The sequence below is a fragment of the Thioalkalivibrio sp. AKL19 genome (genome assembly GCF_000420165.1).
In the GTDB taxonomy this organism is placed as follows: domain Bacteria; phylum Pseudomonadota; class Gammaproteobacteria; order Ectothiorhodospirales; family Ectothiorhodospiraceae; genus Thioalkalivibrio.
Genome location: NZ_ATUK01000012.1, coordinates 168,679 through 190,621, shown reverse-complemented (window position 1 = coordinate 190,621; position 21,943 = coordinate 168,679). Strand labels below are relative to the sequence as shown.

The following is a 21,943-nucleotide window of genomic DNA, read 5'->3' as shown; positions in this document are numbered from 1 at the left end:
GTCAGCAACCGGGGCCCGACCGTCCGGGCACCCGACGAATTCTCCCCGGATGGCCCGACGGGGCGCCTGGGGGCGGCGTGGTGCAATGCCCCGTCCAACAGGACGGAACCGGTATCAGGACCCCACGAGAGCCACTCGGAGGCCTGCCGCCTTCGCAGGGTGTCTACCCCCCGCGAAGGCGGGCTTTCAGACGCAGCCGGTCGGCTTCGGCAGGCCGGCGTATTTGCACGCCTGCTTGGCCGGGCCATAGGGGAACAGCTCGTAGAGGTACTTGCTGTTGCCCTTGTCCGGGCCGAGCTTCTTGCCGATCGCCTTGGTCAGTACGCGCACCGCCGGGGCAATCTGGTACTCGTCGTAGTATTCGCGCAGGAAATTGATGACTTCCCAATGGTTGCTGTCCAGCTCCGCGCCGTCGGCCTGGGCCATGGCATTGGCCAGGTCCTCGTTCCAGTCGCTCAGGTTGGCCAGGTAGCCTTCCTCGTCGGTTTCGTAGCTCTTGCCGTTGACTTCGATGGGCATGGGATTCCTCCAGTGGTTGAGCGGTGACAGGGCCGGGTGGCCGGGCGTCAGAGCCAGGCCTGTACCTTGTCGTGGTTTTCGGTGAGTTCGACGAAGCCGCCATAGTCGACGACGTCGATGCCGGGAATGACCTGATCCGGGCTTAATCCCCGGGCGAGCAGGTCGGGGCCGAGAACGGACACCGAATAAGTCTCCAGGGCCTTGCGCATCTCGGCTTCGCGGGCGGTCCCCTGTACCGCGGCCAGCACGCCATCCTCGATCAGCAGGATGGCCGAGTCCGGCAGGGCATGGCCCAGGCAGGAGGCGAGGGTGTTCCGCTCGAAGGGCGACTTGTTCACGGTATGCAGCATGCTTGGGAGTCTCCTAGAGGCTCAGGATTCAGAAGCTCAGGATCACGTCCTGCTCGTCCATCAGGCGGGCGATCGCATCACGCGACATCACCTCCACCGGGACCAGCAGGTCGTCCTCGGACAGCCCGCGCTCGGCGAGCGACTCGGCCTCGACATAGAGCTTTTCCACGTCGTAGCCCTCCAGCGCGCGATAGGTCGGCGAGAAGTTCTTCATGCCGATCTGCTGGGTGTCCTGTCCCTTCTTGATCTGGTACACGCCGTCATCCATGAACACCATGCTGACGTCCTGCTCGAACGCGGCGGCGATCAGCACCACCTCCAGGGATTCGAGCGCATAAATGGTTCCGTACGGCGACTTCCGGTTGACGTACAAGAACTTTTTGATTTCACCAGGGCCTTCATCTTCCCAAGGCTCGGACATCGTTACGCACCTTTTTCAGTCGGTTGGGTTGGGCACTTCGGCTCGTGTGCCGGGCAGGCGCCACACCGGGGCCGGGGTGACGATCAGTCGCCAAACACCAGAACCCGGTCGCACTGGATCCCGGCCTCGATCAGTTGTCCGAGACCGGAAATACGGAACCCGGGGGCAATGTTGTCGCCGTCCTTGCCCTGGCGTTTGGCCTCGCCCTCGTCCAGGATGCCGCGGCGCTGCGCGGCGGCGATGCACACCACCAGGTCGATGTTGTGGGCCTCGGCAAGCTCGGACCACTGCACCCCGATGTTGCGATCATCCTGGGGCGGGATCGGAAAGCGCGAGCCGTTATGCACGCCGTCGTGATAGAAAAAGGCGCGAAAGACTTCGTGTCCGCGTTCGATCGCGGCCTTGCAGAACTGGTAGGCGGTATCGGACGCCTGGTGCTGATACGGACCTTCGTTGACCAGGATCGCGTATTTCATGCGTTGCCCTTTGTGTTGTCCGGCGGGAAAAGGGCCCCGCACGGGGCCCCGGTCGTGGTCATGCCGTCCGCTACTGGCGGATGTGAGTCGACGCGTTCAGGCTGTTGCGTGCCCCGCGCCAGTTGTCCACGTGATAGCGGGTGAACGGCAGTCCCGTCTTGCTGAAGAACTCCGGCCAGCCGATGCGCTCGATCCAGTCGTTCATGCGCTCCCAGTCCTTGCCGTCTTCCTGGTAGGTCTTGAGGATGCGCTTGACGATCGCGGTGGCCTCGGGCCAGCGCGGCGGGTTGTTGGGGATGCCGGACGCGACCAGCTTCTGGAAGGTTGGCTTGCCGCGCGCGTTCGAGTGATTGCCCCCGACCCAGATCGACAGCTTGGTATGTTCCGGATCGTTGATCTGCATCGGCGGGCAGGGCGGGAAGCAAGCGCCGCAGCACATGCACTTCTGCTCGTCGACTTCCAGCGACGGCTTGCCGTTGACCACTGCCGGACGGATCGCCGCGACCGGGCAGCGCGCGACGACCGAGGGACGCTCGCAGACGTTCGCGACCAGGTCGTGGTTGATCTTCGGCGGTTTGGTGTGCTGCACGTTGATCGCGATGTCGCCCTGCCCGCCGCAGTTGATCTGGCAGCAGGAGGTGGTCATGTGCACGCGGTTGGGCATGTTGGTATTGCGGAACTCGTCGATCAGTTCGTCCATCATCGCCTTGACCACGCCCGAGGCGTCGGTGCCCGGGATGTCGCAATGCAGCCAGCCCTGGGTGTGCGAGATCATGGCGATCGAGTTCTGGGTGCCGCCGACCACGAAGCCGGCGTCTTCCAGCGCCTTGACCAGCGGCGCGACCTTGGCCTCGGCATCCACCATGTACTCGATGTTGGAACGGGTGGTGAAGCGCACGTAGCCGTCGCCGTACTGGTCACCGATGTCGCACAGCTTGCGCAGGGTGAAGACGTCGAGGATGCGCTGGGTCCCGGCGCGGACCGTCCATATGCCTTCGCCCGACTCGGACTCGTGATACAGCACACCCGGTGCGGGGTGGGCATGGTGATCCCACATGCCGAAGTTCCGGCGCATCACCGGATGCATGTACTGGAATCCGTCCGGACACCCGGACTCGATGGGGGAACGCATTTCCTGTGCCTGTGCCATGTTCTGCTCCAGCCTTGCTAGCGATTTCGGGAGACGAGTCGGGGGACGCTGCCGGCCTAGTGGCTGGCTGTCGCCGTCGCCTGCTGCCGTTGTTCCATCTTGCGACGCAGGTGCTCTTCCGCAGCCTCGTCGAAGCCGTCGAGACGGACGTAGGAGCTCTGGCGCGGGTGGTTGATCATGTTCGGATCGGCGTCGATGCCCAGTTCCTTCAGGAAATTCATCAAGCCGATGCGTTCGATCATTTCGCCGCAACGCTCGTGCTCCAGACCGTTCTCGGCCCAGAAATCGATGATGTTCTCGGCCAGCTCGGTGAGCTGGGCGTAATCCTCGTCGGTGTCCAGCTTCATGAACGGCACGATTACGGTGCCCATCAGGTCGCCAATCTTCAGGGTGCGCTTGCCGCCCAGCAGGATGCTGACGCCGCGGTCGTCACCCGGCGACAGGGCGGTGTGCATCACGTTCAGGCAGTGCATGCAGCGCACGCAGTTCTTGTCGTCGACTTCCAGGGTGTCGTCGTCATGCAGGGTCATGCAGCGGGTCGGGCAACGCGTGGTGACGTTGTCGATGACCTCGGCGCGTCCCTTCTCCTGGATGAATTCCTTCACCTTGGCCTGGTCGATCTTCATCGCGTCGCGCCAGGTGCCGATTACCGCGAAGTCGGAACGCTCGATCGCGTTCACGCAGTCGTTCGGGCAGCCGGATACCTTGAACTTGAACTTGTACGGCAGCGACGGGCGGTGGACGTCGTCGGTGAACCGGTTCAGCAGGGTGCGGTGAATGCGCTGCTCGTTGGCGCAGGACTGTTCGCAACGCGCTGCGCCCACGCAGGACATACCGGTACGCACGCAGGGGCCGGCACCGCCGAGATCGAAACCGTATTCATTGATCTCGTCGAAGAACTTCTGGGTGTTCTCGGTATTCACCCCGATGAACATCGCGTTGCCGGTCTGGCCGTGGAACGTCACCAGGCCGGAGCCGTACTTTTCCCAGGAGTTCGCGAGCTTGCGCAGCATGTCGGTGGTGTAGAAATTGCCGGCCGGCGGCTGGACGCGCACCGTGTGGAATTCCTTGGAATTCGGGAATGCGTTGCCGACTTCCGAGAAGCGCGGGATGATCCCGGAGCCATAGCCGAATACCGATACCGTGCCGCCCTTCCAGTAGCCCTTGCGGGTCTCGTAGGAATGCTCGAGCTGGCCCAGCAGGTCATTGCTGATGCCCTGGATGCGGTCGTCGGGGTGCTTGTCCCGCAGGCTCTTGATGCCCGAGATGAAGCTCGGCCAGGGGCCGTTCTCGAGTTCGTCGAGCATGGGAGTGGGGTGATGATTCTTGGCCATGACAATCTCCTAGCAGGGTGTCGCGTGCGTTGGGGTCACGTGCCGGGAACGCAATCCACACCAGTGGCCGTTACCAGATCCAGCACCGATCCCTGTCCGAGGTCTTTTTTCGGGATGCCGACGCTTTCAGTGGGCGCAGGCCCCGTCCTTCTTCTGGAGACTTTAGGCCGGCGCAAAGGCACTGGACATCCTGCTGTTGGGGTGTATGGGGGGAGGGGGGTATATCCCCGTGGGTATAGGGGCAAGGGCCTCGGGTGCCCGCGGGGGCGGGCGTCGGAGGATGGAAATACCTGTGCCAATGCGCTCCGGGCGGTTTCCGGGGCTACCCCGAAAGGAGTGTTGTGGGTCGGCGGGGCCGCACTACACTGGAAATCTTCAATGCATGTGTGCGGCCAGGGGCGGAGACAGTGGACCGATGAATGCCATTGCCCGGGAGACAGCGGCGACCTCGCCGTTCGATCTGCAGGCCGGCGACGCGTGGCACGCCTGGCGCGCCGCCCGCCTGGGGCGTGGCATGCCCACGCCCGACGCCCTTTATGTGCCGCTGACCGACGCGGCGCGACCTACGGCGGGAGAGCTGGCGGCGCTGCGCGAACGCATCCGCTGTCACAACCTCGCCTTCTACCGCTGTGACCCGTCCGCCCGCGAGCTGGACCGGCGTGGCTTTGCGGACCTCTGCAGTGCCTTGGGATTCGACCGGCCGGACCCGCACGAATGCGCCGACGAGGATGGCATCAGCGCATTGCAGGTCTGCGGCGCGGGCCGTCGGGCGGGGTATGTTCCGTATACCGATCGCCCGCTGAGCTGGCACTGCGACGGCTACTACAACCCACCGGAACGGCGCATCCGCGCGATGTTGCTGCACTGCGTCGCCGATGCCCGGGAGGGCGGCGAGAATCTGTTCCTTGACCCGGAGCTGCTGTACATCCGTCTGCGCGACGAGAATCCCGACTGGATCGAGGCACTGAGCGACTCGCGCGCCCTGACCATTCCCGCCAACGTGGAAGATGGCGTGACCCTGCGCGCCGTATCGACCGGCCCGGTGTTCAGCGTGGACCCGGGGTCCGGGCATCTGCACATGCGCTACACCGCGCGCACCCGCAGTATCGAGTGGCGCGACGAACCGGTAACCCGCGCGGCCGCCCAGCGCATCCGCGAGATCCTGACCGAGGAGGGCCCGGGGGTGCTGCGCCATCGCCTGGCCCCGGGCGAGGGCGTGATCTGCAATAACGTGCTGCATGCGCGCACCGGGTTCACTGACGATCCAGGCGCTACCGGGCGCCGACGCCTGCTCTACCGGGCGCGTTTTCCGCAGCGCGTACCCGGCACCTGAACCACTGACCCGAGGAGACCGGCATGTTGTGGTTGAGCGAGTTGTTGATGCGTGAGCAGGACCAGTTGCAGTCGTTCGAGGCGTTGCTGGAGCGAGTGCGCCAGCATGCCCGCGAGGGCGAGCATTTTCTGAGTTCGGACGTGAAACCGCCGTTTCCGGATACCCCGCCCGACTGGGAAGACCGGCTCGAGGCGGCCTTCACCTCTCCGCTGGACTAGCGCCATGTTCTGGGACGACACCCCCGGCGGGGCCTCGATGCAGGCCGACCACATGGTGGATGTCGCGTTCCGTGTGCAGTGCCGCGAGCTGCCGCTGGATCACGCGCACGGCCTGTCGTGCGTGGTCTGCGCCGCGCTGCCCTGGCTGCGCGACGAGGTCCATGCCGGCATCCATCTGATCCACGGCGCCGAGTCCGGCAATGGCTGGACCCGCCCGGATCAGTCCGGTGCCGGTTCCATGCCGCTGTCGCGGCGTGCCCGGTTGCGCTTGCGGCTGCCCCGGGCGCGCCTGGACGACGTGCGGCACCTCGAAGGGCAGCGCCTGGATCTGGGGTCGGTGGCGCTGGAACTCGGGGCGCTCTCGGTATTGCCCCTGCGGGCCCAGCCGGCACTGATGGCGCGCTATGTGGTGGCGCGGGCGGACCAGGACGAAACCGCCTTTCTCCGCGAGGTGGCGGAGGACCTGCGCGCCCTGGATGTGCCGGTGTCGAAACTGTTGTGCGGGCGCAGCCACGAACTGCACACCCCGGACGGCGCGCTGTTCACTCGCCGCCTGCTGGTGGCCGACCTGGACCCTGCCGCCTCGCTGCGGTTGCAGCACGAGGGCCTGGGGCCGGGCCGATTGATGGGTTGCGGACTGTTCAACGGCCACAAGGATGTTGCGCCGGTGCATTCGGCGCCGGGGATGATGTAGTGGCGAGGGTCGCGCGCCCCTACCTCTTAAGGGGGGTAAGCGGTGCCGGATGCCGGTGCTATATTGCGATTGGACCCTTGCCAAATGTCCGGATGGAGGTTGCGAGATGAGCGACAAACAGGAAAAGATCAAGAAGCTGCTGGAGATGCAGAGGAAATTCATCGAATACGAGCATGCCCATGGCGTGACCCCGGAGGAGTATTACCTCGCGGAGGATGGACACCCCCTGCACAACTACCGCCAGGAATTTCGCGACGTCGCGATGGACCTGGTCGACATGGCGCACGCAGAGAAGGGTTCCCACCGCTAGGGAAACACGGATTCATTCGCACGCTCGCGTCCCGCGAGCGTGACGGGCCCGCGAGATGTCCATGACTCAGGCGGCCGTTCGACAACACCCGCAACCCGACTGGGCCGCGCTCGCCCCGTTGCAGGCCGAGCTGGACCGTCACCCAGTCTATGGTCTGCGTGATCTGCATGACCTGCATGGGTTCATGGAAAGTCACGTCTATCCGGTCTGGGACTTCATGTCCCTGATCAAGTATCTCCAGCAGCAGGTGGCTCCGGTGCGCTGGCCCTGGGGTCCGGGGCCGGACGCCGGGGTGTGCCGCTTCATCAACGAACTGGTACTGGAGGAGGAGTCGGACCGCATCCCCGGACCCGACGGCCAGGATCGCTTTCTGAGCCATTTCGAGTTGTATTGCGCGGCCATGGCCGAGGTCGGCGCGGACCCGGCGCCGGCGCGCCGGTTCGTCGCCCTGGCCACGACCCGGGGGATCGATGCGGCGCTGGATGCGGGGATTGCGCCGGAGCCCTCGGCGCGCTTCGTACGGCGGACCTTCGAGCGCATCGAGCGCGGGCGTCCGCACGAGGTTGCCGCTGCGCTGGCCCTGGGCCGCGAGCACGTGATCCCGGGGATGTTCCGCCAGTTCCTTGCGCGCATGCAGATCGATGTCCCCGCCGCGCCGATGTTCCATTTCTACCTGCAACGCCACATCCATCTCGACGAGGACTTTCACGGGCCGCTTTCGCTGCGGCTGGTCGAGGCGCTGTGCGGCGACGACCCGGCGAAGATCGCCGAGGCGCAGGAGGCGGCGCGGGCCGCGATCCAGGATCGCCTGGATCTGTGGGACGGCGTATGCGCGCGCCTGGGGCTGCCGGGATGAGCCTGCGCCTGCGCAATCGCTGGACGCAGGGCGAGCGTCCGCGCAGTCTGGAGGATATCGCCAGTGCGGCGGCCTCGAACGCCTGGCGGGCCGCCTGTAACGGGGTGCTCAACCTGGAAAACGAGGACTTCGAGACGCGTACCCAGGATCAACGCCTGGAGCTGATTCAGGAATTCGTGATCTTTCTGCTGCACCTGGCCGATCGTCGGGTCAGCGAGCGCTTTTCGCAGGAAGAACGGATCCGCTTCGTGACCGGGATGGCGTTGCGCCTGGCCGGGCTGCTGGAGGAGAACCTGGCCGAGTTGAAGGCCGGTCCCGACCGGGTGCCGGCACCGGTGGACGGCGTACGCGAGGCGTTTGTCGACAAGGTGAACGCACGCAGCGACGAGTACGCCGAGTGTCGCTACAGCGCGGAGGAAGGCCCCGGTTTCAGCCTGTGGCGCTCATTCGCCGCGCGGATCAGCGAGGCCCTTGGACCGGGCAACCGGCAGTGGGCGATCGACCAGGTGATGGCGATTGACGGCCCGGAAGCGGTCGAGGCCTTTGACTCGGCCCTGGAATCGCTGCTCCCGACAGTGCAGCCGGCCAGTCCCGACCGCTCCTGAAGGGTGCCGCTAGGGAAACACTGATCCATGTACACACTCGCGCTCGAGTTGCTTTTGCGTGCGAACAAGGCGCGGTGACTGCCGTGCAGTCATTCTGCATAAGGGAACCGCAACGCCGTGCGCGCGCCCGTTATTGATAACAGCGCGCGGCCGAGCCTCTGCTTTCAATGGTTTGTGGGGTCGGCACCCCAGGTTCCCCGATCCTGCGTCGTGCAATAGGTAGAACCACTACCTGTTGCACGACGCGCCTTGTCTCGGAAAACCTGGGGTGCCAACGCGAGTGTGTACATGGATCAGTGTTTCCCTGGATGGACGGGGCGAGTCGCCTCGCCCCGGGTGGCTACTGCTTGGCCCAGCTTCCGTGGCTGTCGGTCTTGCCTTCCAGGCCATCGTTGTAACCGGCCTCGTATGGCGGGGTTATGCGCTGGGCCTCCACCTTCGGGCTGCGCAGGAAGCCGGTCTGCCAGCCGATGATGTAGTCGGGCTCCACGCCGAGGCTTTCCATCTTCTTGGTGGCCTCGTAGTAGGTCTGCTTGTCCATGGTTTCTCCTCCTGTCGAGCAGTGGCGGCCGCGCGGTCGAGGCGCGGCCAGCGGTGGGGGTTACCCCGTGAAACGGGCCAGGGCGGACTGGTCGTCGAGTACCTGGCGCACGCGCCGAGCGGCGCTTTCCGGATCCGCTTCCCGGCCCAGATGGTGCAGGCAGATCGCGCCGGCGTAGACCAGGCTGTCGCGCATCGGGCCGGGCTCGCCGCGCAGTGCCGCAAGGCCCGCGCGCGCGGCCTCGCGCGCGACCGCGTGTCCGTCGGCATCGCCCTGCGCCTTGCCGTCCACCTTTTTCGGCGCGATCTCCGCGGGCAGCGGTACCGCTCGGGTGTCGGCCTGGATGCCGACGCTGGTCGGATCCAGTGGGTGTTCCTGTTCGGGGCCGCCGTCGCGGTAGATGAACATCTTGCCGGGCTGTTGCAGCGAGGGGATCACGCCCCCCTCCACGCCGCGCACGACGAGCCCCGAAGCGAACCCGGAGAAGCGTGCCAGGTGGGCGTAAATCGGGGGGTAGGCCTTGTGCACGTAACCAACCATGATGTCGGTGCGCTCGCGCGCGCGGATCGGTCCGATCAGGTTCTCCACCGTGGTCAGGCAGTTGCGCTTGATCATCAGGTTGCGCAGACCGGTCAGCGCGTGCAGTCCGGGGCAGAACGCGGCCATGTCGACATACGCCCAGCCGGTGTCCGCGCGGGCAATCCGGGCCGCGGCCGCGTCCGGTGCCAGATCGGTATCCACCCCGGCCTCGCGCAGGATCATCCGCGGGGTGGCACCGTATTTTGGCCCAATCGCCTCGACCCCGTGACACACGGCCGGTTGCCCGCAAGCTGCCAGCACCGCTGGCAGGAATGCACCGGCTGGCAGCCCGCGGATATAGCCGTCGTAGGGGTCGGCGATATCCACCAGGTGTTCGACCTCTGCGATTGCGGTGGTCGCGTGATCGCGGATCGCCTGCAACACGCCCTCGCATTCCTCCAGGGTCTCGCGCTTCATGCGCAGCGCGATCAGGAATACTGCCGCCTGTACCGGGTCCACCTGGCCGTCCAGGATCGCCTGCATGCCCGCGCGGGCCTCCTCGCGCGAGAGGTCCTTGCTCATCTCGGGGCCGGTCGCGACCTTCTGGATGCAGCCGCGCATCACGGCTTTGGGTTCGAGGGAGACGTTCGCGGTTTCGGGCATGCTTCAACCTGTCGAGGGGCCTGGATCGGGTTGGCGGGGCCAGGAGGCCGGGGCGCAGCGCCGCCCGCTACCAGGCCCCGGCGTCTGGCACCCTGCTGCGAACGAGCATAGCGGTGCCCCGGTAACCGGCATATACCCCTATCGAGAGGGTTCCGGGCGCTTGGGGATTGCGCGATCATGCGAGACGAGCCGATCGGTGGGTTCGCGCCGTTCGCGACGCCCGTTCCGCCCGGGATCGCGCTATCCGGCGCCCACCGCCGCACATCCGACCCAGCGAGTGCCCGCACCCATGACGCATGCCGAAGAAGACGAAGCGATGAGCCTTCAAAGCGGCATTGCCGCGTTTGAAGCCAAACATTTCTCGCGCGCGATGCAGCTGCTGATGCCACTGGCCGAGGCCGGCAACGCCCAGGCCCAGTACCGGGTCGCGATCATGCATCAGATTGGCCTGACCGGCGTTCCCAATCCGGGCGCGGCGGTCAAGTGGATGCGCGCGGCCGCCGAGCAGGGCGATCCCCTCGCCCAGCACGGTCTCGGTTTCATGTTCCTGGAGGGGGAATGCGTGGAGCAGGATTCCGCGCAGGCGATTCACTGGATGGAGCAGGCCGCCAATCAGGGACTGGCCGGTTCCCAGACTACCCTGGCGATGATGTACGCCCAGGGGAGCGGGGTGGAGCGCGACCCCGACGCGGCCCGCTACTGGTATTCCCGCGCGGGTTTCGATGCCGACGAGATGGGCCTGTCTGACAGCTGATGGATGTCGCTCCGGGGTCCCGCAACCACGAGGTTCGACGATGACGGCCATTCGGATGTACTACCGGGAAGGCTGCCCCTACTGCGAGCGTGCCGAGCGGTTGCTGACGCGGCGGGGACTGGCGGAGCAGCTGGAGAAGATCGAGATCACGGATACCCCGGAGTCGATCGCCGAGCTGAACCGGGTTACCGGCTGCGAGGAGGTCCCGCAGGTCTACTTCGGCGAGCGCCACGTAGGGGGATTCGAGGAGCTGGTGGAGCTGGACATGGAAGGCGAACTCGAGGATCTGGGACCGCGGGCCGGCAACGCCTGACTAGACAGGGGGGCAGCACGGATGGACTTTTTCCCGATATTCATGCGCATCAAGGACCGCTCCTGCCTGGTGGTGGGGGGGGGCGTGGTCGCCGCGCGCAAGATCACCCTGCTGCGCAAGGCGGAGGGCCGGATCACCGTGGTCTCGCCGGAGCTGTGCCCGGAGCTCGCGGTGCTGAAGGCGAGTGGCGCTATCGAGCATGCCGAGCGCGGTTTCCGCGAAGACGACATCGACGGGCGCGTGCTGGTGGTCGCCGCCACCGATGACCAGCAGACCAATCGCCAGGTCTCGGAGTGCTGCCAGCAGCGCTGTATCCCGGTGAACGTGGTGGACCAGCCGGCTCTGTGCAGCTTTATCACGCCGTCGATGGTGGACCGGTCGCCGCTGCAGATCGCGATCTCCACCGGTGGTGCCTCGCCGGTCCTCGCGCGCTTGCTGCGCTCCCGGATCGAAAGCCTGATCCCCGCCTCTTATGGGCGCCTGGCGACGCTGGTGGAAGGCTTCCGCGCGCGTGCCAAGAAGTGCATGCCGGACACCGAGCTGCGGCGGCGTTTCTGGGAACGGGTGCTGGAAGGTCCGGTGATGGAGTTGTTCCTGTCTGGCCGTGAACAGGCGGCGAAGGATGCCCTGGACACGGCCCTGGACGCCGGGCTGGACGAACGCGACACCGGCGGCGAGGTATTCCTGGTCGGGGCCGGGCCCGGGGACCCGGATCTGCTGACCTTCCGTGCGCTGCGTCTGATGCAGCTGGCCGACGTGGTGGTGTACGACAATCTGGTGTCGCCGGCCATTCTGGAGCTCGTGCGGCGCGATGCCGAGAAGATCTACGCCGGCAAGAAGCGCAATCATCACACGCTGGAACAGGGTGATATCAACGACCTGCTGATCCGCCTGGCGAAGGAGGGCAAGCGAGTGCTGCGCCTGAAGGGTGGGGACCCGTTTATCTTCGGACGCGGCGGCGAGGAGGTGGATCGCCTGATGCAGCACGGTATCCCGTTCCAGCTGGTGCCCGGCATCACCGCCGCGGCCGGCTGTGCCTCTTTCGCCGGCATCCCGCTGACCCATCGCGATCATGCCCAGGCCCTGGTGTTCGCAACGGGCCATCTGCAGGACGGCACCATCAATCTCAACTGGGACATGCTGGCGCAGCCGCGCCAGACCGTGGTGTTCTACATGGGGTTGTCCGGGCTGCCGATCATCTGTCGCGAGCTGGTCGCCCATGGCATGCCCACGAGCACCCCGGCGGCGCTGGTGCAACAGGGCACGACCCAGAATCAGCGGGTACTGGTGGGGGATCTGCAGACCCTGCCCGGCATTGTCGAGGCCGAGCAGGTCCAGCCGCCGACCCTGATCATCGTCGGCAATGTCGTGTCCCTGCACCAGCGCCTGCAGTGGTTCCGGCCGAATGCCCCGCCCACCACCGGAAGCCTGTTTGCCTCGGGGGGCGCGGTGGAGACCCCGGTGCCGGCGGACGTGGCCGACCACGCCGGCTAGTGTTGAGTGCGCGCACTGCACCAGGGCCCTGAATCGGGACCACGAGGAGACCCGAAATGGCGATACCGAATCGACCCGAGGATGCCGGAATGGGCGGGGGCTGTGCCAACTCCGAGCCGTTCGCCCTGCGCGTCCTGGGCGACAGCATGGCGCCGGAGTTCGCGCATGGGGTGATCGTGATCGTGGACCCGTCGGGCGTGGTGGAGCATGGCAGCTTCGTGATCGCCGAACACGATGGCGAATACCTGCTGCGCCAGCTGCTGATGGAGGAGGGTCGACACTACCTGCAGGCCCTGCAGGAGGACCAGCGCCGTCTGGAGATCCCGGGCCTGCAGGCGGTCATCGGCGTGGTGGTGCAGCGTGCCGGGCGCCGGCGCGCGCAGCACAAGCACTACGCCTGAAGGTCCCTCAGTAGCCCCCGCCTGTGGTGTCGCCCGCGGGGACTGCGCGCCGCAGGCCATGCTGCACCGCGAGCACTGCGGCTTCTACTCGCGAGTGCAGGCCCAGCTTGCGCAGAATCGCCTTCACGTGCAGTTTCACGGTGCCGTCGGAGATGCCCAGGTTCTGCGCGATCACCTTGTTGCTCTGGCCCTCGGCCAGCAGGCCCAGGATCTCGTTTTCGCGCGGGGTGAGCCGGTCGAAGGGGTTGGCCTCGCTAGTCTCCCCGGGGTGACCCTGCACGACCCTGGCCAGCAGTTGAGCGAGGTGCGGCGCGACTACCGTCTGCCCCTTCAGGATGTCCATCAGCGCGCTGATCAGGTCGCCCGGATCCATGTCCTTCAGCAGGTAACCCTGGGCGCCGTTGCGCAGGCACTCCACTAGGTCGTTCTCTTCGTTGCTGGTGGTCAGCATGACCACGGGCATGTTCAGGTCCGCCTGGCGCAGCCGGCGCAGGACCTCAAGGCCGTTCATCCCGGGCATGCGGATATCAAGAAGGATGATGTCGGGTTGCAGGCGCGTCGCCAGTTCGATGCCGGCCTCGCCGTCGCCGGCGGCGCTCACCTTCTCGATGCCGCGTCGGGTCAGCAGCTCCTGCAGGCCCTCGCGGAACAGTGCGTGGTCGTCGATTAGCAGGACGTGCTGCGTCATGGTAACGCCTTGCGCGGCTCGAACTGCACCACCTGGGGTTTCGGGTGCTGGAAGCTCAGGCTGACGCGCGTACCCTCCCCGGGTTCGCTCTCGATGCGGATGGTCGCGCCCAGGCGCGCCGCACGTTTCTCCATCACGCTGAGGCCGATGTGTTCGCTTTCGCTGGTGGTGCCCGACTGCAGGTCCGTGCCACAGCCGTCGTCCTCGATCATCACCAGGAACTCGTTGCGGTGGTCGTTGCGCAGCAACACGCGTACGTGCTGTGCATCGGCATGCTTGCGGATGTTGCAAAGCGCCTCCTGCACGATGCGCAGCACCTCGGTTTCCACCTCTTCCGGCAGCCTTTTCGGGCTCCATTCCTTCTGCATGAAGGCGCTCACCCCGGTCTCCTCGCGGAAACGGGTGATCAACTGATCGATGTCGATATCCAGGCCCTGGTGGCTGACCGGCGGGGCGCGAAAGTGACGGATCAGCTCGCGCAGTTCCTGGTTGGCCTGCTCAAGACTGCTCCAGAGGGCGCCCGCCTCCCTGCACAGCTCGGGAGGGCTGTCGTCCGGCAGGGATTCGTTCAGGGCACCCACCCGGAAGCGCAGGCTGGCGAGTGTCTGCGCCAGCGAGTCGTGCAGCTCGTGGGACATGCGCGCGCGTTCCTCCATGATGCCGACCCGTCGCGCCTGTTCTTCCAGACGCGATTTCTCGATCGCCATGCCCAGGTGCTGGCCGATGCTGTTGAGGAGCCCGCGCATGTCATCCGACAGGGCCTCCGGACATTGGCTGAAGAAAAGGCTGTATACCCCCAGTGTGCGCCCCTGGTGTTGCAGGGGTACGGCCATCATCGACAAGGGGTCGTCGCCGGTCTGGCTGCCATGCTCGGCCTGCCCGCAGCAGCTCACGTCGTCCTTTTGGCCGAGGTCACCGCCATCCGCGACATGACCGCACAGGCACTGGCCGAGCGGAAGCAGGGGTTGGCAGCGTTGATGATTGGGTTGAAAGCCCAGGTTGGCGACCAGGCGCATCTGACCGTCGGGTGTGACCAGCCGAGCGGTGGCCGCCTGCGCGCCCAGGGTCGCCTTGGTGTGCTCGAGGAAGCGGGTCAGCAGGTCGTCGAGGTCCCGCGAGGTATTGATGCTGCTGGCGACCTCGTACAGGATTTCCAGAGTGCGCGATTTCTGTTCCAGGCGTTCGGTCTGGGTGTGGACTTCCTCGCGCATGTCGCGGGTCAGGCGCTCGAGCTGTTCGGTGAGGCGGTTCACGTCGTGGGCCAGTTCACCGAATTCCCCGCGCTGCGGGGTCGGGATACGCGCCGCCAGGTTTCCGCCGCGCACCCGCTGTGCCCAGTGGCGCAGGTGAAACAGCGGTTTGACCAGGTAGCGATAGGCGAGCAACGGCAGGGCGAGGGTCACGAGCAATCCGACCACCAGCACGGCCAACTGGAGTTGTGCTGCGTTGCCACCGGTGCCCGGCATCCACAGGTTCAGAGCCAGGGCAATGGCGACCGGGGTCCCGATCACAACGAGAAGCAGGACCAAAGGGAGGGCGACCCGTCGACTGGTCTTGTGGCGCCAGTCCTTGTTCGGGCGAATGAGCCACGCACCCAGGGCCGAGCGGCTTAAAGGGGGCAGTTGGTGTTTCATGGCAATCCACGCCTCCCGCGGGGAGAGGCCCGCAGTTGCGGGGGAGGCATCGGCCTCCCGATTACCCCTACTAATATGGCCCCCTTTTTTGCGGAGAGCAACTTTCGGGTTCAAGAAATCTGGATTGTCAAGTTTCCCGGGAAGGTTGAGGGGGTTGTCGCAGCGGGCGGGCAATGAAGGGCGGAGGTGGCAATGTCGACGCCATAAACGCAAAAAGGCCCCGCGGGGCGGGGCCTTTGCTTCGCTTTCGGGGCAGGTCCGCGCGCGGCGCGCGACCGAAGCGGGGTCAGCCGATCCAGGCGTGCTCCAGCACGTCGATGCGGATCTTCTCGTGGAAGGTCTCGCCGTTGCCCTCGATCACCAGGTCACCAATGCGGGTGCCGGCGGTGTCATAGCTGAACTTGCAGTCGAACGTTCCCGGCAGGGACACGCTGCCCTCGCACAGGGTCTCGCCTTCCACCGAGAACTTGCACTGGGCGGTGCCGGACCCGTTCAGGACGGCCTGAACCCGGAACTCCTCGTTGACCGGACGGCGGTACACCTCCGGGTCGCGGTTCGGGTTGTACTGCAGGTTGTTCAGCTTGACGAGCTTGACAAGTTTCATACCGGGTCCTCTATTGAAGCGCTGAATCCGAGTGACGGGCGCCTTCGCAAGCCCAACCCCGCAGTGGTGGGGCATTTGGTTCATGCAAGTGCGCAGGTTCGATAGAATATAAACAGCAAATGATACAACAAAGCCTGCGCGAACACGATTGGCCGCCCGCCCAGCGCGCTGGAGGGTAACGCTACACCCGCGCATACACCAGTCCCTGCCCGGAGATCCCATGAAGAACCTGATCAACCGCATCCGCGGTGTGGAACGCGACGTCATCGAAAAGCCAGGGGACGCGGGCGACGCCCCGTTCTACAAGCCCCAGGGCGACGAGATCGAGATCTTTCAGGCCGCCTACTCCAAGCGCCTGCCGGTGATGCTCAAGGGGCCGACGGGCTGCGGCAAGACCCGGTTCCTGGAGCATGTGGCCCACACCATTGGCCAGCCGCTGGTGACCGTGTCCTGCCACGAGGACCTGACCAGCTCCGACCTGGTCGGCCGCTTCCTGCTGGAAGGCGAGGAGACCGTCTGGCAGGACGGCCCGTTGACGCGTTCGGTCAAGGAGGGTGCGATCTGCTACCTCGACGAGATCGTCGAGGCGCGCACCGACACCACCGTGGTCATCCACCCGCTGACCGACCACCGCCGCCAGCTCCCGCTGGACAAGAAGTCGCAGATCATCGACGCGCACGAAGACTTCATGCTGGTGATCTCCTACAACCCGGGTTACCAGACCGTACTGAAGGATCTGAAGCCCTCCACCAAGCAGCGCTTCGTCGGCATCCACTTCGACTACCCGGCGGAGGACGTCGAACGCGAGATCGTTGCCAAGGAATCCGGCGGTCTGGACGCCGATCGCGTGGAGAAGCTGGTGGCCGCCGGGCGCAAGGCGCGCGCCCTGAAGGATCACGGCCTGGAAGAGGCCACCTCCACCCGTGCGCTGGCCTACGCCGGCGAGTTGATGCAGGCGGGCTTGAGCCCGCGGGTGGCCTGCCGCGCCGCGATGATCGCCCCGATCACCGACGACCCCGAGCTGATCCAGGCGCTGGAAGAGATCTTCGACGCCCACTTCCCCGAGTCCCAAGCGGCGTGAGCGACCCCGCGACCAACGACGGCGCGAAACCGGAGGCAGAAGAACTCGTCGAGATCGAGGAGATCCTCCAGCACCTGGAGGACATCAGCTTCGTCGCGCACCGCGATACGAAGGAGGCCCTGCCGGCGATCCGTCCGTTCGGCGCCACCGTCGCGCGGCGCTGGATCGAGACCGCGCGGGACCTGTTCTTCCATGACCGCGAGTCCGGCAAGAGCTTCATGCGCCATTCGGCCCGGCTTGCCGAACACATGCAGACGGTGGAGCTGTGGCTGGAGCAGGCCGCGCGCTTCCAGGAGTGGGTGAACTCCAACTACGCCCTGGAAGGCTTCATGGCCCAGGCTGACCGGGTGTATGCGGCGTGGGGCGAGGCCGGCGAGCGCGAATGGGCCGAGATCGGCCTGCGCTGGTGCGCGCGCAGCCTTCCGGATGCCCGGGCCTATTTCGAGACCGACTTCGAGAAGCTCTCCGGCGGGCGCGGCATCGAGGGCCTGCGCGCGCTGATCGAACCGGCCGAGACGCTGTTCGACGAACGCGGCCTGACCCTGGACGCCTACCTTGAGGGCGCCCCGATCGCCCGCAACCTGGTCGGTGACGCGGGGCTGCTTTCCTGGGCGCGGCGTGGGGCGGACCTGCTGAAGGCCGGGCGTTCGCGTGGCGAGGCCTATTTCCGCCTGGAGAGCGACGAGAGCCTGAAGCTCCTGCTGGAGGCACTGCCGGGCTTTCGCCCGCGCATGAACGGGCGCTTCCTGCGCCTGGTGCTGATGGCCTGGCTGGATGCCGACATCCCGCTGGCCGATTCCAGCTGGAAGCCGGGCGAGGGTCGCCCGATGCTCGAGACCGACGGGCGCCGCCTGTTCATGCCGGCGGTGATGGATTCGCGCGAGGAGGCGATCGTCGCCACCCAGCACGCGGCCGCGCATCTAGCCTTTGATACCTACGCGCAACCCGACGTCGAGCGGCTGTTCGAGCGCGCCGGCGCCGAACATCCCCCGCTGGACGACAAGTCGCGCATCACCTGGCGCCCGTTGTTCGCTCAATTCGAGGCGCGCATGTTCAGCTTCCAGGTGCTGTTCGACCTGGCCGAGGATCTCCGCGTAAACGCGCGCCTGGCCCCGCGCATCCCGAATTTCCTGTCGCGCCTGGTGGAGCTTGCCCGGGCCCACGAGCGTCCGGAGGGTGCGGCCGGCATCTACTACGACTTCGCCCTGCGCGCCCACGAGGCCCTGCTGCGCGGCGAACCCCAGGACCCGCGCCTGGCGCGGATGCTGGAGCCGGACGCCGATATCGTCACTGCGTGGTCCGTGGGCGAGGAACTGTTCGCCGACGATGCCTTCCCGGAGATCACGATCGAGGAGCGTGCCGAGGCCTATCTGCCGGGGCTGTCGCTGAACCAGTCGCTGCCGGTCTACCCGCAGAGAAAGCGCGACGGCAGCCTGGCCGACTTCCGCGACCACGAGGCGCACGACGAGCACAAGCTCGAACACCAAAAGCAGGAAGAACAGCCGCAGCAGGCCCCGGAGCAGGCACAGAAGGACCCGGACGCGGATATCCAGACCCCGCAGCAGGAGACCTCCGGCACCGGCGGGCGCATCGGCACCGGCATTCCGCAGCCGGCCCAGGTGGCCAAGCGCGCCGCACCCTACACCCCAAAGAAGGACGGGATCCCGTATCCCGAATGGGACTACCGCGAGCAGCGCTACATCTCCGAGTGGGTGAACCTCTACGAGCGCGTGTTCGATGACGAGGATCCGGAGCGGGCCGCGACCATCCTGTCCGAGAATGCCGATACCCTGAAGCGCCTGACCCGCGGTCTGGAGATGCAGCGTCCGATGCGCCTGGCGCCGCAGCGCAAGCAGCTGGACGGTGACGAACTGGATACCGAGGCGGTGATCGACTACATCGCCGACAAGAAGGCCGGGCTCTCGCCCAAGGCCTTCATCTACCGCCGCCGGGCGGTGCAGCACCGCGACACCTCGGTGCTGATGCTGGCGGACATGTCCACCTCCATCATGGCGCGTCACCCGGGCGGGCAGGGCAAGATTGTCGACCGCGTGCGCGAGGGGATGATGCTGTTCGCCGAGGCCATCGAGAAGGTCGGCGATCCCTACGCGATCGCCGGCTTCGCCTCCAAGCAGCGCGACCAGGTCAACTACTACTGGCTGAAGGACTTCAACGAGGATCTCAACGACACCGTGCGCGGGCGCATCGCCGGGGTGTCCGGGCGCCTGGCTTCGCGCATGGGCGCGGGGATCCGCCATTCGCTGGAGGCGTTCAGGCGCAACTCCAGCCAGCGCCGCCTGTTGCTGATCCTGTCCGACGGCCGTCCGGCCGACTATGACGACGGCGGCGACCAGCGCTACCTGCACGAGGACACGCGCATGGCGATGAAGGAGGCGGTGGATGCCGGTATTCACCCCTTCTGCATCACCCTGGACCCGTCCGGCTCCGAGTACCTGCCGGCCATCTTCGGCCCCGGGCACTACACCATCATCGACCACGTGGACGAGCTGCCGCGCCGTCTGCCCGAGATCTACCTGAGGCTGCGCCAGTGAATGCCACCCCCGAAGCCATCGATCAGGACGCCACGGCCCCGGGGTCGGAGTGCGCTCCGGCCCGGCGCCACGCGACCCTGCTGCATGCGCCGCGCTATCGCGGGCACAGCTACGGTGACAATCACCCACTGGGTATCCCGCGCGTCTCGTTGACCATTGACCTGATCGAGGCCTATGACGCGATCACCCCCGGGGAGATGGCCGTCACGCGCCGTGCGCAGCCGGCCGAGCTCGAATGGTTCCACACCCGCGAGTATGTCTCCGCGATGCAGCGCGCCGAGGCGCTGGGCAAGGTCTTCCAGCGCTACCGCGACCGCCACAACATCGGCAACTTCGAAAACCCGTTCTTCGCCGGCTTCTTCGCCACCCCGGCCACTGCCACCTTCGGCTCCATCCAGGGCGCCGAGGTCGTGCTGGGCGGGCAGATGGCCTTCAACCCGGCCGGCGGCATGCACCACGCCGCCCCCGACCAGGCCCGCGGATTCTGCTACTTCAACGACCCCGCGCTCGCGATCCTGCGCCTGCGCCAGGCCGGTCAGCGTGTGCTCTATCTCGACATCGATGCCCACCATGGCGACGGCGTCGAGGCCGCGTTCATCGATGACCCGGATGTCCTCACCGTCTCCCTGCACATGGACACCGAATACGGCTACCCCTTCGAGGGCGGCCGCATCGAGGACACGGGTCCGCTCGGCAACGCCGTGAATGTCCCGCTGCCGAAGGAGACCAACGACAGCGAATTCCGCGCCGCCTTCACCCGGGTCTGGGACGCGGTGCTTGATCGCTGGCGGCCGGACGTGATCGTCGTCCAGGCCGGCACGGATGCCCTGCTGCCGGATCCGCTCGGCAAGTTCGGCATCTCCACCCAGTGCTTCCTCGCCTGCATCGACGACGTGATCGAGACCAGCCCGCGCCATGCGGATGGCACGCCGAAGCTGCTGGTCCTCGGCGGTGGCGGCTATCACCCCCTCGCGCTCGCCCGCTGCTGGACCGGCGTCTGGGCCCTGCTGACCGGTCGCGAACTCCCCGCCGGGATCCCCGCGGCCGGCCAGGCCCTGCTGCGCGAAGTCGACTGGGACATGGACGAGGAAGAGGACTGGTACGACAACCTGTTCGCCTCCCGCCTCGACGCCGACCGCTCGGGGCCCGTGCGCCCGGAACTCGAGGAACGCCTGGAGCGGCTGTTCCGGACCCATCCGTTGTTGCGCGGCTAGCCGCTGGTCGGACCTTCGCCCGATGGTGCCCGGCCTGCGGCCGGCATCAGCCCTGAACGCATGTAAAGATTTCCTGCGCGAATGGGCGCGGTTACGCGGCCTATCGTCGGAATTCTTTACATGTCGCCCACCGGTTGTGAAATGGCCCATCCAAATATCCCGCGAAACCAAGGCCTTTCCGGCTTTGGCGCAGGTCTTGCTTGAAAGGAGTTCAAGAGGGCGAAAGACGCCCAGTGTGGCCGAGAGGCCGGGATCGGGAGGTGAGTGATGCGCAAGGGATGGGGAAGTCCAATAGCGGTACTGGCGGGTTTGATGCTTGCGGGGTCGGTCGCGAACGCGGCGATCATCGAGCTTCCGGATGTTGACGAGACTTACGACGGGATCCCGGTCGCGCTTCAGTACAACGACTTCTATTCCTATTCCGGGTCCCTGCTGAACCAGTGGGGCTTCCTGTCCCAGGCCGACTATACCGGGCAGGGCACCGGGACGCTGGACGTGATCGTGGGGACCGGGGCCGGCGGCGCGGACAACCTGGGCACCGGGCCGGGAGGCAGCTTCGACTTCGAGGACCCCATGCCGTTCCCGGGGGGTGGCGCGTCGGATTTCACCGGCGTCTGGGGCATGGGTACGCAGGCCAACGGGCCCGTACTGGTGGACAACCTGCTGGCGTACCTGGATGCGATCAACCCGGGGGCCACGATTCCCACCTTCATCTTCGATCACAACCAGCAAGGGCGAGCCCCCGATCTGTGGGTCCAGGCCGAGGTCTACATCTACGACCCCGTCACGGGGGAACGCGTGGCCCGCTGGATCTTTGACGACGGCAATGGCGGCCCGGTGCTTTCGCCCGGCGAGGTGGAAGTCGTTGGCGAGTCGGGCGAGGTGTACGAGGCGGATGCCAACAAGGGCAGTGGCAAGCTCGACTACATCGTGTTTGCCCCGACCATGGACCTCAGCCAGTTTTCCGGAGCGGGCTACCTGTTCGGGATCGATTTCTTCATGGATGACCTGAACAACGGCTTCGAGGAACTCTACCTGAGCGGCCGGTTCACCACGACGACCGTTCAGGTTCCGCTGCCGGGCTCGCTCTGGCTGCTGGGGATCGGTCTGGTGGTGCTGATCGCCTTCCGCCGCACGCGGCGTCAGGCCCTGGTCCGGTAGTCCCCGCCACCTTTTTGCTCCGTCCGCCTGCGGGCGCCAAAGCGCCGCGCCCCGGTAT

General features: G+C 66.2%; 25 protein-coding genes. 14 read left to right on the top strand and 11 right to left on the bottom strand.

What is annotated here, in order from left to right:
- Nucleotides 1-186 precede the first annotated feature (186 nt).
- From F817_RS0107545 to dsrA, 6 genes are all read right to left on the bottom strand, one after another.
- Entirely contained in the window at nt 187-519 is a 333-nt protein-coding gene (locus F817_RS0107545) for a TusE/DsrC/DsvC family sulfur relay protein (protein WP_024327077.1), read from the bottom strand.
- 47 nt (nt 520-566) lie between these two features.
- A complete protein-coding gene (gene tusB / locus F817_RS0107540; RefSeq protein ID WP_024327076.1) occupies nt 567-869 on the bottom strand; it encodes a sulfurtransferase complex subunit TusB in 303 nt (100 codons plus the stop codon).
- A gap of 28 nt (nt 870-897) precedes the next feature.
- On the bottom strand, nt 898-1,290 hold the full coding sequence (gene tusC / locus F817_RS0107535) for a sulfurtransferase complex subunit TusC (protein ID WP_024327075.1): 393 nt from the start codon (nt 1,288-1,290) through the stop codon (nt 898-900).
- Between the two features lie 83 nt (nt 1,291-1,373).
- Entirely contained in the window at nt 1,374-1,766 is a 393-nt protein-coding gene (tusD, locus tag F817_RS0107530) for a sulfurtransferase complex subunit TusD (protein ID WP_024327074.1), read from the bottom strand.
- Between the two features lie 70 nt (nt 1,767-1,836).
- Complete coding sequence (gene dsrB / locus F817_RS0107525; protein WP_024327073.1) at nt 1,837-2,916, bottom strand: dissimilatory-type sulfite reductase subunit beta; 1,080 nt, start codon at nt 2,914-2,916, stop codon at nt 1,837-1,839.
- Nucleotides 2,917-2,972: 56 nt separating this feature from the next.
- The gene (gene dsrA, locus F817_RS0107520) at nt 2,973-4,250 is read right to left on the bottom strand and encodes a dissimilatory-type sulfite reductase subunit alpha (RefSeq protein ID WP_024327072.1); all 1,278 of its coding nucleotides are present in this window, start codon (nt 4,248-4,250) and stop codon (nt 2,973-2,975) included.
- Between the two features lie 415 nt (nt 4,251-4,665).
- On the opposite strand from dsrA, the gene F817_RS0107515 reads away from it, so the two are divergent.
- From F817_RS0107515 to F817_RS0107490, 6 genes are all read left to right on the top strand, one after another.
- Nucleotides 4,666-5,583 carry a TauD/TfdA family dioxygenase gene (locus F817_RS0107515; protein WP_024327071.1) on the top strand — a complete coding sequence of 306 codons (918 nt, stop codon included), beginning with the start codon at nt 4,666-4,668 and terminating at the stop codon, nt 5,581-5,583.
- A gap of 23 nt (nt 5,584-5,606) precedes the next feature.
- On the top strand, nt 5,607-5,801 hold the full coding sequence (locus F817_RS0107510; protein ID WP_024327070.1) for a hypothetical protein: 195 nt from the start codon (nt 5,607-5,609) through the stop codon (nt 5,799-5,801).
- 4 nt (nt 5,802-5,805) lie between these two features.
- Entirely contained in the window at nt 5,806-6,495 is a 690-nt protein-coding gene (gene cas6 / locus F817_RS0107505; protein WP_024327069.1) for a type I-MYXAN CRISPR-associated protein Cas6/Cmx6, read from the top strand.
- 106 nt (nt 6,496-6,601) lie between these two features.
- A complete protein-coding gene (locus F817_RS0107500; protein WP_024327068.1) occupies nt 6,602-6,805 on the top strand; it encodes a hypothetical protein in 204 nt (67 codons plus the stop codon).
- A gap of 61 nt (nt 6,806-6,866) precedes the next feature.
- Entirely contained in the window at nt 6,867-7,661 is a 795-nt protein-coding gene (locus tag F817_RS0107495; protein ID WP_024327067.1) for a DUF3050 domain-containing protein, read from the top strand.
- Nucleotides 7,658-8,266, top strand: coding sequence for a hypothetical protein (locus tag F817_RS0107490; RefSeq protein WP_024327066.1), 609 nt, complete (start codon nt 7,658-7,660; stop codon nt 8,264-8,266). Before F817_RS0107495 ends, F817_RS0107490 begins: the two co-directional genes overlap by 4 nt.
- 340 nt (nt 8,267-8,606) lie before the next feature.
- Here the strand turns inward: F817_RS0107490 and F817_RS0107485 are convergent, their stop codons facing one another.
- Complete coding sequence (locus tag F817_RS0107485) at nt 8,607-8,807, bottom strand: hypothetical protein (RefSeq protein WP_024327065.1); 201 nt, start codon at nt 8,805-8,807, stop codon at nt 8,607-8,609.
- A gap of 60 nt (nt 8,808-8,867) precedes the next feature.
- Complete coding sequence (locus F817_RS0107480; RefSeq protein WP_024327064.1) at nt 8,868-9,989, bottom strand: anthranilate phosphoribosyltransferase; 1,122 nt, start codon at nt 9,987-9,989, stop codon at nt 8,868-8,870.
- Nucleotides 9,990-10,278: 289 nt separating this feature from the next.
- On the opposite strand from F817_RS0107480, the gene F817_RS0107475 reads away from it, so the two are divergent.
- From F817_RS0107475 to F817_RS0107460, 4 genes are read left to right on the top strand one after another with little or no spacing between them, the layout of a single operon-like run.
- On the top strand, nt 10,279-10,743 hold the full coding sequence (locus tag F817_RS0107475) for a tetratricopeptide repeat protein (protein WP_024327063.1): 465 nt from the start codon (nt 10,279-10,281) through the stop codon (nt 10,741-10,743).
- 40 nt (nt 10,744-10,783) lie between these two features.
- The gene (locus F817_RS0107470) at nt 10,784-11,056 is read left to right on the top strand and encodes a glutaredoxin domain-containing protein (RefSeq protein WP_024327062.1); all 273 of its coding nucleotides are present in this window, start codon (nt 10,784-10,786) and stop codon (nt 11,054-11,056) included.
- A gap of 21 nt (nt 11,057-11,077) precedes the next feature.
- On the top strand, nt 11,078-12,550 hold the full coding sequence (gene cysG, locus F817_RS0107465) for a siroheme synthase CysG (RefSeq protein WP_024327061.1): 1,473 nt from the start codon (nt 11,078-11,080) through the stop codon (nt 12,548-12,550).
- A 56-nt stretch (nt 12,551-12,606) separates the two neighbouring features.
- Nucleotides 12,607-12,951, top strand: a complete 345-nt coding sequence (locus tag F817_RS0107460) for a S24 family peptidase (RefSeq protein ID WP_051132332.1) — start codon at nt 12,607-12,609, stop codon at nt 12,949-12,951.
- Nucleotides 12,952-12,958: 7 nt separating this feature from the next.
- Here the strand turns inward: F817_RS0107460 and F817_RS0107455 are convergent, their stop codons facing one another.
- The 3 genes from F817_RS0107455 to F817_RS0107445 all read right to left on the bottom strand — a co-directional run bounded on the left by F817_RS0107455 (nt 12,959) and on the right by F817_RS0107445 (nt 15,877).
- Nucleotides 12,959-13,639 (bottom strand): response regulator, encoded by a 681-nt coding sequence (locus F817_RS0107455; RefSeq protein WP_024327059.1) that lies wholly within the window; start codon nt 13,637-13,639, stop codon nt 12,959-12,961.
- Nucleotides 13,636-15,273 carry a GAF domain-containing protein gene (locus tag F817_RS0107450; RefSeq protein WP_024327058.1) on the bottom strand — a complete coding sequence of 546 codons (1,638 nt, stop codon included), beginning with the start codon at nt 15,271-15,273 and terminating at the stop codon, nt 13,636-13,638. Before F817_RS0107450 ends, F817_RS0107455 begins: the two co-directional genes overlap by 4 nt.
- Nucleotides 15,274-15,559: 286 nt before the next feature.
- Nucleotides 15,560-15,877, bottom strand: a complete 318-nt coding sequence (locus F817_RS0107445) for a hypothetical protein (RefSeq protein WP_024327057.1) — start codon at nt 15,875-15,877, stop codon at nt 15,560-15,562.
- A gap of 220 nt (nt 15,878-16,097) precedes the next feature.
- On the opposite strand from F817_RS0107445, the gene F817_RS0107440 reads away from it, so the two are divergent.
- The 4 genes from F817_RS0107440 to F817_RS0107425 all read left to right on the top strand — a co-directional run bounded on the left by F817_RS0107440 (nt 16,098) and on the right by F817_RS0107425 (nt 21,885).
- The gene (locus F817_RS0107440; protein WP_024327056.1) at nt 16,098-16,958 is read left to right on the top strand and encodes a CbbQ/NirQ/NorQ/GpvN family protein; all 861 of its coding nucleotides are present in this window, start codon (nt 16,098-16,100) and stop codon (nt 16,956-16,958) included.
- On the top strand, nt 16,955-19,510 hold the full coding sequence (locus tag F817_RS0107435; protein ID WP_024327055.1) for a nitric oxide reductase activation protein NorD: 2,556 nt from the start codon (nt 16,955-16,957) through the stop codon (nt 19,508-19,510). The genes F817_RS0107440 and F817_RS0107435 overlap by 4 nt, the downstream gene beginning before the upstream one ends.
- Complete coding sequence (locus tag F817_RS0107430; RefSeq protein WP_024327054.1) at nt 19,507-20,724, top strand: acetoin utilization protein AcuC; 1,218 nt, start codon at nt 19,507-19,509, stop codon at nt 20,722-20,724. Before F817_RS0107435 ends, F817_RS0107430 begins: the two co-directional genes overlap by 4 nt.
- 267 nt (nt 20,725-20,991) lie before the next feature.
- Entirely contained in the window at nt 20,992-21,885 is an 894-nt protein-coding gene (locus F817_RS0107425) for a PEP-CTERM sorting domain-containing protein (protein WP_024327053.1), read from the top strand.
- The last annotated feature ends 58 nt before the right edge of the window (nt 21,886-21,943 follow it).